Here is a 9,565-nt window from a genome sequence, read left to right as displayed (position 1 = left end):
CCTGGGCTGGCCTGAGACGCAGATGGCTTCTGTGGCAAGGGAGTTGCTGGCGCAGCGAGTGCTCCTGCTTCGGCCAGGCGTGGGCAGCGCTGCGTGATAGATTCCGCGCGCCTTTTCAGAGCGCAGGAGCCCTTGCTGGCAACCCCCCCGCTCCCTCATAACGACAGCGCTTCAACCGAGGCGATGCACGCTGAGGGCGAGGATCTGCCGAAGGACCCGACGACGGCGGTTGAGGTGGCCTCCCCGGCTGCAGCTGCCCCTTCCGACGACTACCTGCGCCTCCAGCGGCGTCTGCTCCTGGCCACCTTGATCGTTTCCGCCATGGCGGTTGTGATCACGGCTCTGGCCTTCAACCTTCATATCGCCGGCTCTCTGCTGGTGGGTGCACTGGGCGGTTTGCTCTATCTGCGGCTTTTAGCTCGCAGCGTGGGCAAGCTCGGCAACGGCGCCAAGAAGGTGGGCAAGACGCAGCTGCTTGTGCCTGTGGTGTTGGTGTTGGCCTCGGCCCGCCTGCCCCAGCTGGAGCTCCTGCCGGCGCTGCTCGGCTTCCTGCTCTACAAACCGGCCCTGATTCTTCAGGTTCTGCTCGATTCCTGAGCTGGCCTCTCCCTGAACCGTCGCTTCGCGACACCGAACGCACAACCCGATGGGTTTCTTGCCACTCGCTCTTCCCTTTGCCGAACTGGAGGTGGGTCAGCACCTCTATTGGCAGCTGGGCAATCTCAAGATCCACGGCCAGGTGTTTCTCAGCTCCTGGGTGGTGATCGGTGCTCTGCTGGCCTTTGTGCTGGTGGGCAGCCGCAAGATGGAGCGCGATCCGCGCGGCATGCAGAACCTGCTCGAGTTTCTGTGGGATTACATCCGTGATCTCGCCCGTGAGCAGATCGGCGAGAAGGCCTACCGCGATTGGCTGCCCTTCATTGGCACGCTGTTCCTGTTCATTTTCGTGTGTAACTGGGGCGGCGCCCTGGTGCCCTGGAAGCTGATTCATCTCCCCGAAGGTGAGCTCGGCGCTCCCACTGCCGATATCAACACCACCGTGGCACTGGCTCTGCTGGTGTCGCTGGCCTACTTCTATGCAGGTCTGAGCCGCAAAGGATTCCGGTACTTCGAGTACTACGTGGAGCCGACCCCGATCATGCTCCCGTTCAAGATCATCGAAGACTTCACCAAGCCTCTGTCGCTGTCGTTCCGTCTGTTCGGGAACATCCTGGCCGACGAATTGGTGGTGGCCGTGCTGGCTTTCCTCGTTCCTCTACTGGTTCCCCTGCCGGCCATGTTCCTCGGCCTGTTCACCAGTGCCATCCAGGCTTTGATTTTTGCCACCCTCGCCGGTAACTACATCGGTGAAGCGGTGCACGAAGAACATCACTGAGGCCCGTCCTCAACCCCGCCAGAGCGGCACACCCTCTCTGGCAAACTCCTTGCGCGCAGGTCCGGCACGATCCGGGCCCATCTCGAGTCAATCCGAGATGTCCCAGGCGCAGGGATAACGTCCCGGTCCCCGTCCGCGCTCTCCCAGCGCCCTACATCCTTCGTTCCACCATGGATTCCATCACCTCCGCTGCGTCTGTTATCGCGGCTGGTCTGGCTGTCGGCCTCGGCGCCATCGGCCCTGGTATCGGTCAGGGCACCGCAGCTGGTTCCGCTGTTGAAGGCATCGCTCGTCAGCCTGAGGCCGACGGCAAGATCCGCGGCACCCTGCTGCTGTCGCTGGCCTTCATGGAAGCTCTCACCATCTACGGCCTTGTGGTCGCACTGGTGCTGCTGTTCGCCAACCCCTTCGCCGGCTGATCGCGCTTGAGGTGAGCGGGGGCCTGGCAGACGCTGGGTCTCCGCACTCATTTCACCTCACTGCATCCGCACGCGACCGCTTTCATCCGCCCGCACCCCCGCCTCATGACCAGCTGGCTCCTGCTTGGTGCAACGGAGGGAGGTCTGTTTGACCTCGATGCCACCCTGCCGCTGATGGCGGTGCAGGTGGTTCTCCTCACCTTCATTCTCAATGCCCTGTTCTTCCGCCCCGTTGGCCGGGTTGTGGAGGAGCGCGAGGGCTACATCACCACCAGCCGTGCCGAGGCCAAGCAAAAGCTTGCTCAGGTGGAGCGTCTGGAGGCGGATCTGCGTGAGCAGCTCAAGGAGGCCCGCAAGGCCACCCAACAGCTGATTCAGGAAGCGGAACAGGATTCCGACAAGCTTTATCGCGAAGCTCTGGCCACCGCCACGGCTGAAGCGAATGCCTCCCGTGAAGCGGCGCGTCGTGAGATCGATGCCCAGCGGGAATCGGCCCTTGGCCAGCTCAAGGGTGACGCCGAGAAGCTCGGTGACCTGATCGTCGACCGTCTGCTGGCCGCCAAATGACTTTCCCAAACCTTTTCGCCAACCACGGTGGCTTTGGTCTGAACCTCAACCTGTTCGAGACCAACATCATCAACCTGGCGATCGTCATCTTCGCCCTCTACAAGTTCCTGCCCAATTTCCTGGGTGGCATCCTGGAGCGGCGTCGAGCGATCATCCTGGCCGACCTCAAAGATGCCGAGGAGCGTCTGGCCAGTGCCACAACCCAACTCGCTCAGGCCCAGAAGGACCTGGCCGAGGCCCAGCAGAAGGCCGAACAGATTCGTGCCGACGGCAAGGCCCGTGCCGAATCCATCCGTTTCGAAAGCGAGAAGCGCACCATCGATGAGATGGCTCGTCTCAAGCAAGGCGCTGTTGCCGATATGGATGCCGAGGCTGCTCGTGTGAGCAACCAGTTGCGCCGCGAGGCTGCCCGCCTGGCGATTGAAAAAGCACTGGCCACGCTCCCCGGCAAGCTCAGCCCTGAAGCTCAGGCTCAGCTGGTCAGCCAGTCCATCAAAACTCTGGGGAACGCCTGATGCCGCTGCTCAACACGATCACCACCCCTTACGCCGAAGCCTTCCTGCAGGTGGCTGAGAGCCGCCAGGAAGTGGATCAGGTGGTGGATCAGGCCAAGGCCGTTCTAGCGCTGTGGCACGAATCCCCCGAGCTGCGCCAGGCCATGGCCTCGCCCGTTCTGGAAGTGGATGCCAAGAAGGCTGCTCTTGAAAAGCTGTTCAGCGATCAGCTCACCCCTTCCTTCCTCAATCTGCTGAAGCTGCTGGCGGATCGTCAGCGCATCGGCGTGCTCGATGCCGTGCTTGAACGCATGCTCGAGCTCTATCGCGATCAGCGCAACATCGCTCTCGCCAAGGTGACCTCGGCCACCGCTCTCACCGAAGAGCAGCAGGCCGAGCTCAGCAAGAAGGTTCAGGCCGTGGCCGGTACCGACAAGCTGGAGATCAACCTCTCTGTGGATCCTGATCTGATCGGCGGTTTCGTCGTGAAGGTTGGCTCCAAGGTGATTGACGCCAGCCTCGCGGGTCAGGTGCGTCGCCTCGGACTGGCGCTGGCCAAGGTGGGCTAGCCCCGCACCCGAATCCTTTCCTCACACCCCGTCCTCAATCTTTCTCGCTTCCCATGGTTTCCATCCGCCCCGACGAGATCAGCGCGATCCTCAAGCAGCAGATCGCTGATTACGACAAGTCGGTTTCCGTCAGCAATGTCGGCACCGTGCTGCAGATCGGCGATGGAATCGCTCGCGTCTACGGCCTTGATCAGGTGATGGCCGGTGAGCTGGTGCAGTTCGAAGATGGCACCGAGGGCATCGCTCTGAACCTCGAAGACGACAACGTCGGCGCTGTGCTGATGGGTGAGGGCCGGGGTATCCAGGAAGGCAGCACCGTGAAGGCCACCGGCAAGATCGCCTCGGTGCCCGTGGGCGACGCGATGCTCGGCCGCGTGGTGAACCCCCTGGGTCTGCCCATCGATGGCAAGGGTGAAATCGCCACCAGCGAGACCCGTCTGATCGAGTCGATGGCGCCTGGCATCATCCAGCGCAAGTCGGTGCATGAGCCCATGCAGACCGGCATCACCGCCATCGACGCGATGATCCCCATCGGCCGCGGTCAGCGCGAGCTGATCATTGGCGACCGCCAGACCGGTAAGACCGCCATCGCGATCGACACGATCATCAATCAGAAGGGCGAAGACGTTGTCTGCGTCTACGTGGCTGTTGGCCAGAAGGCTGCTTCGGTGGCCAACGTGGTGGAAGTGCTGCGCGAGAAGGGCGCCCTCGACTACACCATCGTGGTGGCCGCCAACGCCTCTGAGTCGGCTGCGCTGCAGTACCTGGCTCCTTACACCGGCGCCGCCATCGCGGAGTCGTTCATGTACAAGGGCAAGGCCACCCTGGTGATTTACGACGACCTCACCAAGCAGGCCCAGGCTTACCGCCAGATGTCGCTGCTGCTGCGTCGTCCCCCCGGTCGTGAGGCTTACCCCGGCGACGTGTTCTATTGCCACAGCCGTTTGCTCGAGCGTGCCGCCAAGCTGAGCGATGCCATGGGCAAAGGCTCGATGACCGCTCTGCCGATCATCGAAACCCAGGCTGGCGATGTGTCGGCCTACATCCCCACCAACGTGATCTCGATCACCGATGGTCAGGTGTTCCTGAGCTCCGACCTGTTCAACTCTGGTCTGCGCCCTGCCATCAACGTGGGTATCTCGGTGAGCCGTGTGGGTGGTGCTGCCCAGACCAAGGCCATCAAGAAGATCGCCGGCACCCTGAAGCTGGAGCTGGCTCAGTTCGACGAACTGGCCGCCTTCTCCCAGTTCGCCTCCGATCTCGACGCCGCCACCCAGCAGCAGCTGGCTCGCGGTAAGCGTCTGCGCGAGATCCTCAAGCAGCCCCAGTTCAGCCCCCTGATCCTGGCCGAGCAGGTGGCCGTGGTGTACGCCGGTGTGAAGGGCATGATCGACGAGGTGCCCGTGGAGTCGGTCGTGCAGTTCTGCCGCGAACTGCGCGAATACCTCAAGAGCAACAAAGCCGAGTTCATCAACAAGGTGCAGACCGAGAAGCAGCTCAGCGATGAAGCTGAAGCCATGCTCAAGGACGCCATCAACGAAGTGAAGTCGTCGATGCTGGCTGCGGCCTGATCCTGACGGTTACCCCGGAGAACCTCTTCCATGGCCAACCTCAAGGAGATCCGCGACAGGATCAGTTCGGTGAAGAACACCCGCAAGATCACCGAGGCCATGCGCCTGGTGGCCGCCGCCAAGGTGCGTCGCGCCCAGGAGCAAGTGCTGCGCAGCCGGCCGTTTGCCGACCGGCTGGCACGGATTCTGGAGAACCTCCAGACCCGCATGCAGTTCGAATCGGTGGATGCTCCCCTCCTGGAGAGCCGCGATGTGAGCACGATCACCCTGCTCGCCGTCACCGGTGATCGTGGTTTGTGCGGTGGGTACAACGCCAACATCATCAAGCGCACCGAACAGCGTCACGCTGAGCTCACCGCTCAGGGTTACAAGGTGGATCTGGTGCTGATTGGTCGCAAGGTGGCAACCTACTTCCAGAACCGCGCCAGCAAGTACACCATTCGCGCCACCTTCATGGGGCTCGAGCAGGTGCCCAACGCCGCTGAAGCCGGCAAGATCGCTGAAGAAGTGCTGGCTGAGTTTCTCTCCGGCAGCACCGATCGCGTGGAGATCATCTTCACCAAGTTCATCAACTTGGTGAGCTCGAAGCCGGTGTCTCAAACCTTGCTGCCCCTCGATCCCCAGGGCATCGCCAGCCCGGATGATGAGATTTTCCGTCTGACCACCCGCGATGGTCAGCTGGGTGTGGAGACAGGCAAGGTTGCCAACGAGCAGCCGGCTCTGCCCTCTGATCTGGTGTTTGAGCAGACCCCTGAGCAACTGCTCAATGCTCTGCTGCCGCTTTATCTGCAAAACCAGCTGCTGCGCTCCCTCCAGGAAGCTGCTGCCTCTGAGCTGGCTAGCCGGATGACGGCGATGAACAACGCCAGCGACAACGCCAAGGCGCTCGCCAAGACCCTCACCCTCGACTACAACAAGGCCCGCCAGGCCGCCATTACCCAGGAGATCCTGGAAGTGGTGGGTGGCGCGGCTGCCATGGCCTGAGCTCTCGCAGCCAGCAAAAAGCCTCGTCGGTCGGTTGCTGCCGCTTTGCGGATGCGACCTTCCCGGCGAGGTTTTTTGCTGGCTGGGCGTGGGGGCTAGGCGGCGGGGAGGATGAATGGATGCGGCTCGTGACTATGGAATTGCAGGGGTTGTTTCCGTTGGCGTTGGCGCGGGTTCAGCTGCGGCTTGATCCTTTGGATTTGGCGTTGTTGATGCAGGAGGTGCTTGCGCTGCGGGGCGAGGCCGAGGGGAATCCGGAGCCTGGTTGTGCGTGGACGGGGGACATCAATGGGATCTGGCAGCTGCACCGGCTTGATGCTTTTGCGGCCATCACCGCTGAGGTGGAGCGGCAGGCCTGGTTGTATTTGGAACAGCTGGGTTTTCGTGCCGGCAGCGTGGCGCTGCATGTGCAGCGGGCATGGCCTGTGGTGAGTGAGGTCGGGCAGGTGGTGGGCCGCCATCACCATCCCAACGCTCATCTCAGTGCGGTTCTGTATCTGAATGGCGATGGCAGTGGCCGCAGCGGTTGTTTGCGCCTGTTTCCCCCGCAGCACAGCAATGAACTGGTGCCTGGTCTGGCGGTGGGTCATGGCGCTCCGATTGATGAGCGCTCTTGTGGCGGCCAGCGCTGGAATGCCCCTTGGGTGGATGTGGCGCCCCAGGCCGGGCTGCTGGTTCTTTTTCCGGCAAGGACGGATCACGCCGTCACTCCCAACAACGACAGCGACGATCTGCGGCTTTCCCTGGCGTTCGATCTCGCCCTGACGGCCCCCCTGGCTTCCGCTGACGATCCCGCTCCGCCGGAGTACCTGGCCCCCCATCCCGCTCAGTGGTGTCAGGTGCCTGGGCCCGCGTAGCGGTTCGGCGATCCGGGACAATGGATGGCCACCAGCACCAGCTGCCGCTGCGCCCCATGAGCGACACCTTCAACGTTGTCTGTGAGATCAACGGCACCAGCCATAGCTTCAGCTGCAGCGCTGAGCAAACCGTGCTGGCTGCTGCGGAGGCCGCCGGTGTGGAGTTGCCCAGCTCCTGTTGCTCAGGGGTTTGCACCACCTGCGCCGCGCGCATCCATGAGGGCAGCGTGCATCAGCCTGATGCCATGGGCGTGAAGGCCGAGTTGCAGGACCAGGGCTACGCGCTGCTGTGCGTGGCGTTCCCGCGCAGCGACCTCAAGCTCACCGCTGGCCAGGAAGATGCTCTCTACGAAGCGCAGTTCGGCCAATACCAGAAGTGAGTGGTTTGCAGCTGCTCCCCTTGCTGCTGCAGCTTGAACGCCAGCCCGGCTCCCTGCGAGAGCAGGTGCAAGCTGCGCTTGGCGCCCACGGCACGCCACTGCGCTGGGCGATCACCGCTGTTCAGCACCGCGCCGAGCAGCCTCCGTTGCTTCGGATCGAGGCAGTGGTGCTCAGCGGTGGTGCCGCGGAGGTGGCTGACGCGTGATCAGTGCGGCTCCTGCTCTGCCCACCCTGTTGGTGATCCCCACGGGCGTGGGCTGTGCCGTGGGCGGCTACGCCGGCGACGCCCTGCCTGCCGCGCGGTTGTTGGCGGCGGCCAGCGGTTGCTTGATCACCCATCCCAATGTCATGAACGGGGCGGCGCTCTATTGGAGTGATCCGCGCATCCACTACGTGGAGGGATCCAGCCTCGATTGCTTCGCGGCGGGGGAGCTGCTGCTGCAGCCGGTTCGTCAGCAGCGGGTGGGGTTGTTGCTCGATGCCGGCATTGAGCCGGAGTTGCGGCAGCGCCATCTGCAGGTGGCCGATGGTTGCCGCGCCACCCTTGGCCTGGAGATCGGCCCGGTGGTGATCACGGATCGGCCTCTGGAGGTGAGCCTCAGCCTCGGGGCCAGTGGTGTGAGCTGGGGGCAGCTGGGCCAGCCGCAAGCGCTGCTGCGGGCTGGTCGCCGGCTCAAGGCCGCGGGGGCCACCGCCATCGCTGTGGTGGCGCGTTTCCCCGATGACCCCGGCAGTGAAGCCCTGGCGGCTTACCGCCAGGGCAGTGGTGTGGATGCGCTGGCCGGCGCTGAGGCGGTGATCAGCCACCTGCTCAGCCGCGCGTTGGGGTTGCCCTGTGCCCATGCCCCGGCCCTCAGCCCGCTGCCGCTCGATCCCGATCTCGACCCCCGGGCTGCCGGCGAGGAGCTGGGTTTCACCTTCCTGCCTTGCGTTTTGGTGGGCCTGAGCCGGGCACCGGATCTACTGCCTGCTGCAAAGCCTCCCGGGGTGGGCGGGGCGAGTGCCCCGGCTCTGGGAATTGATGCCGTGGGCGCTGTGATCGCCCCAGCCGGTGCGCTCGGCGGCGCTGCGGTGCTCGCTTGCGCGGAACGCGGCATTCCCGTGATTGCCGTGGATAACCCCTGCCTACTGGAGGTGACGGCTGAGGCGCTGGGGCTCGATGTGATCGCGGCCTCCAGCTACAGCGAGGCGGCGGGGCTGGTGCTGGCGCTGCGGGAGGGCATTGCTCCTGCGGCCCTGCGCCGGCCGTTGCCTCCCTTGCAGTTGCAGGGCTGATGGCGGGCTTTGGCGCCAAAGGGCCCGACCCACAGCAGCCGTGCCCTTGCGGTGGCGGCAGCGAGGGGGCGAGCTACGCCACCTGTTGCCGCCCGCTGCACCGGCAGGAGCGAGCCGCCGCCACGGCTGAGCAGCTGATGCGCTCGCGCTACAGCGCCTTTGCCCTTGCTGAGATTGATCACCTGCTGCGTACTCAACCCTCTGAGGAGCCCGTGCAGGCCCGGCGCCGTTCGCTTGAGGCCAGTTGCCGGAAGCTGCGCTGGCGGGGGTTGGAGATCGTGGCCACGGAGGCCGGCGGACCTGCCGATCTAGAAGGCACTGTGACCTTCATCGCCCACTACAGCGCCGGTGCGCAGCAGGGGACCTTGCGGGAGTGCTCTCGCTTTGGCCGCGAGGCTTGCCGTCCCGATGGAGCCTGGCTTTATCTCGAAGCGATCGAGCTCAGCGGTTGAGGCCTGTGCAGATCCGATCGAGCACCGAAGCGCAGCGGGTGCTCGATCGGGCCATGCATTCACCGCTGAGGGTTTCGAGCCACAGCTCGCCGGTGCTGGCGATGTCGCTCCAGTCGGCCCACACGCGCACGTAGTCGTTGACGCGGCGGCCGGAGCAGGGCCGCTCGAAGGCCATCAGGGTGCGGTGATCGGGCTGCTCCACCTCCAGGCCGAGCTGCTCCAGCAGGGGGCGCAACAGCTCTCCAGGGGAGCGGGAGCCGTGGAAGGGAACGAGGGCGCGGCAGTAGGCCATGGCATCGAAAAAGCCGTGGTTGCAACGGCTGAACTCAACGTATGGATGGCGCGGCTCGGGGTTCCCCGCCTGCTCAGAATGTTTTCCACTCCGGCGCTTCAGTTCAGGCAGGCCATCGGATGCCGGGTGGGCAATCCCAGGGCCTTCGCCACGCCGGGATGGCACACCGATCCGGCCACCGTGTTCAAGCCGGACACCAGCTCAGGCCGATCGGTGACCGCCTCCACCAGTCCGCGGCCAGCCACGGCCGCGATGTAGGGCAGGGTGACGCTCACCAGCGCTTCGGTGGAGGTGAACGGCACGGCACCGGGCATGTTGCCTACGGCGTA

At 64.2% G+C, this 9,565-nt stretch carries 14 protein-coding genes and 1 pseudogene; 13 read left to right on the top strand and 2 right to left on the bottom strand.

Translation table 11 applies throughout. The annotated features are described in order from the left end of the window. Positions 1 to 132 precede the first annotated feature (132 nt). From ACIQ2E_RS09105 to ACIQ2E_RS09045, 13 genes are all read left to right on the top strand, one after another. Positions 133 to 597, top strand: coding sequence for an ATP synthase (locus ACIQ2E_RS09105; RefSeq protein ID WP_398329234.1), 465 nt, complete (start codon positions 133 to 135; stop codon positions 595 to 597). Positions 598 to 646: 49 nt separating this feature from the next. Beyond that, positions 647 to 1,375, top strand: coding sequence for a F0F1 ATP synthase subunit A (gene atpB / locus ACIQ2E_RS09100; protein WP_010310941.1), 729 nt, complete (start codon positions 647 to 649; stop codon positions 1,373 to 1,375). 170 nt (positions 1,376 to 1,545) lie between these two features. Continuing rightward, complete coding sequence (atpE, locus tag ACIQ2E_RS09095) at positions 1,546 to 1,794, top strand: ATP synthase F0 subunit C (protein ID WP_010310940.1); 249 nt, start codon at positions 1,546 to 1,548, stop codon at positions 1,792 to 1,794. A gap of 105 nt (positions 1,795 to 1,899) precedes the next feature. Beyond that, positions 1,900 to 2,361, top strand: a complete 462-nt coding sequence (locus ACIQ2E_RS09090) for a F0F1 ATP synthase subunit B' (RefSeq protein ID WP_296448709.1) — start codon at positions 1,900 to 1,902, stop codon at positions 2,359 to 2,361. After that, positions 2,358 to 2,876, top strand: a complete 519-nt coding sequence (locus ACIQ2E_RS09085; protein ID WP_398329229.1) for a F0F1 ATP synthase subunit B — start codon at positions 2,358 to 2,360, stop codon at positions 2,874 to 2,876. The genes ACIQ2E_RS09090 and ACIQ2E_RS09085 overlap by 4 nt, the downstream gene beginning before the upstream one ends. Continuing rightward, positions 2,876 to 3,424 carry an ATP synthase F1 subunit delta gene (atpH, locus tag ACIQ2E_RS09080; RefSeq protein WP_296448704.1) on the top strand — a complete coding sequence of 183 codons (549 nt, stop codon included), beginning with the start codon at positions 2,876 to 2,878 and terminating at the stop codon, positions 3,422 to 3,424. Before ACIQ2E_RS09085 ends, atpH begins: the two co-directional genes overlap by 1 nt. Positions 3,425 to 3,477: 53 nt before the next feature. Then, on the top strand, positions 3,478 to 4,995 hold the full coding sequence (gene atpA, locus ACIQ2E_RS09075; protein ID WP_398329226.1) for a F0F1 ATP synthase subunit alpha: 1,518 nt from the start codon (positions 3,478 to 3,480) through the stop codon (positions 4,993 to 4,995). Between the two features lie 30 nt (positions 4,996 to 5,025). Continuing rightward, a complete protein-coding gene (locus ACIQ2E_RS09070; RefSeq protein ID WP_398329223.1) occupies positions 5,026 to 5,979 on the top strand; it encodes a F0F1 ATP synthase subunit gamma in 954 nt (317 codons plus the stop codon). 134 nt (positions 5,980 to 6,113) lie between these two features. Then, complete coding sequence (locus ACIQ2E_RS09065) at positions 6,114 to 6,836, top strand: putative 2OG-Fe(II) oxygenase (RefSeq protein ID WP_398329240.1); 723 nt, start codon at positions 6,114 to 6,116, stop codon at positions 6,834 to 6,836. Between the two features lie 56 nt (positions 6,837 to 6,892). Further along, positions 6,893 to 7,216, top strand: a complete 324-nt coding sequence (locus ACIQ2E_RS09060; RefSeq protein ID WP_398329220.1) for a 2Fe-2S iron-sulfur cluster-binding protein — start codon at positions 6,893 to 6,895, stop codon at positions 7,214 to 7,216. A 5-nt stretch (positions 7,217 to 7,221) separates the two neighbouring features. Next, entirely contained in the window at positions 7,222 to 7,422 is a 201-nt protein-coding gene (locus ACIQ2E_RS09055; RefSeq protein WP_398329218.1) for a hypothetical protein, read from the top strand. Next, positions 7,422 to 8,492 (top strand): DUF3326 domain-containing protein, encoded by a 1,071-nt coding sequence (locus ACIQ2E_RS09050; protein WP_398329237.1) that lies wholly within the window; start codon positions 7,422 to 7,424, stop codon positions 8,490 to 8,492. The genes ACIQ2E_RS09055 and ACIQ2E_RS09050 overlap by 1 nt, the downstream gene beginning before the upstream one ends. After that, positions 8,492 to 8,944: a YchJ family protein gene (locus ACIQ2E_RS09045; protein WP_398329215.1), complete on the top strand. Its 453-nt coding sequence runs from the start codon at positions 8,492 to 8,494 to the stop codon at positions 8,942 to 8,944. Before ACIQ2E_RS09050 ends, ACIQ2E_RS09045 begins: the two co-directional genes overlap by 1 nt. Here ACIQ2E_RS09045 and ACIQ2E_RS09040 read toward each other — a convergent pair. Both ACIQ2E_RS09040 and ACIQ2E_RS09035 read right to left on the bottom strand, forming a co-directional pair. After that, positions 8,934 to 9,236 carry a hypothetical protein gene (locus tag ACIQ2E_RS09040; protein WP_398329212.1) on the bottom strand — a complete coding sequence of 101 codons (303 nt, stop codon included), beginning with the start codon at positions 9,234 to 9,236 and terminating at the stop codon, positions 8,934 to 8,936. The genes ACIQ2E_RS09045 and ACIQ2E_RS09040 overlap by 11 nt on opposite strands. 98 nt (positions 9,237 to 9,334) lie before the next feature. Continuing rightward, positions 9,335 to 9,565 (bottom strand): annotated as a pseudogene (locus tag ACIQ2E_RS09035) (alanine dehydrogenase); the annotation flags it as partial.

The sequence above is a fragment of the Vulcanococcus sp. genome, from assembly GCF_044369115.1.
Taxonomy (GTDB): Bacteria; Cyanobacteriota; Cyanobacteriia; order PCC-6307; family Cyanobiaceae; genus Vulcanococcus.
This window is presented reverse-complemented; position numbering and strand designations above follow the sequence as displayed.

Bases quoted from the DNA above. Each gene is read 5' to 3' on its own strand.
- ACIQ2E_RS09060 (WP_398329220.1), top strand. From the start codon at position 6,893: ATGAGCGACACCTTCAACGTTGTCTGTGAGATCAACGGCACCAGCCAT.
- ACIQ2E_RS09040 (WP_398329212.1), bottom strand. From the start codon at position 9,236: ATGGCCTACTGCCGCGCCCTCGTTCCCTTCCACGGCTCCCGCTCCCCT.
- atpH (WP_296448704.1), top strand. From the start codon at position 2,876: ATGCCGCTGCTCAACACGATCACCACCCCTTACGCCGAAGCCTTCCTG.
- ACIQ2E_RS09085 (WP_398329229.1), top strand. From the start codon at position 2,358: ATGACTTTCCCAAACCTTTTCGCCAACCACGGTGGCTTTGGTCTGAAC.
- atpE (WP_010310940.1), top strand. From the start codon at position 1,546: ATGGATTCCATCACCTCCGCTGCGTCTGTTATCGCGGCTGGTCTGGCT.
- atpB (WP_010310941.1), top strand. From the start codon at position 647: ATGGGTTTCTTGCCACTCGCTCTTCCCTTTGCCGAACTGGAGGTGGGT.
- ACIQ2E_RS09090 (WP_296448709.1), top strand. From the start codon at position 1,900: ATGACCAGCTGGCTCCTGCTTGGTGCAACGGAGGGAGGTCTGTTTGAC.
- ACIQ2E_RS09045 (WP_398329215.1), top strand. From the start codon at position 8,492: ATGGCGGGCTTTGGCGCCAAAGGGCCCGACCCACAGCAGCCGTGCCCT.
- ACIQ2E_RS09070 (WP_398329223.1), top strand. From the start codon at position 5,026: ATGGCCAACCTCAAGGAGATCCGCGACAGGATCAGTTCGGTGAAGAAC.
- atpA (WP_398329226.1), top strand. From the start codon at position 3,478: ATGGTTTCCATCCGCCCCGACGAGATCAGCGCGATCCTCAAGCAGCAG.
- ACIQ2E_RS09065 (WP_398329240.1), top strand. From the start codon at position 6,114: ATGGAATTGCAGGGGTTGTTTCCGTTGGCGTTGGCGCGGGTTCAGCTG.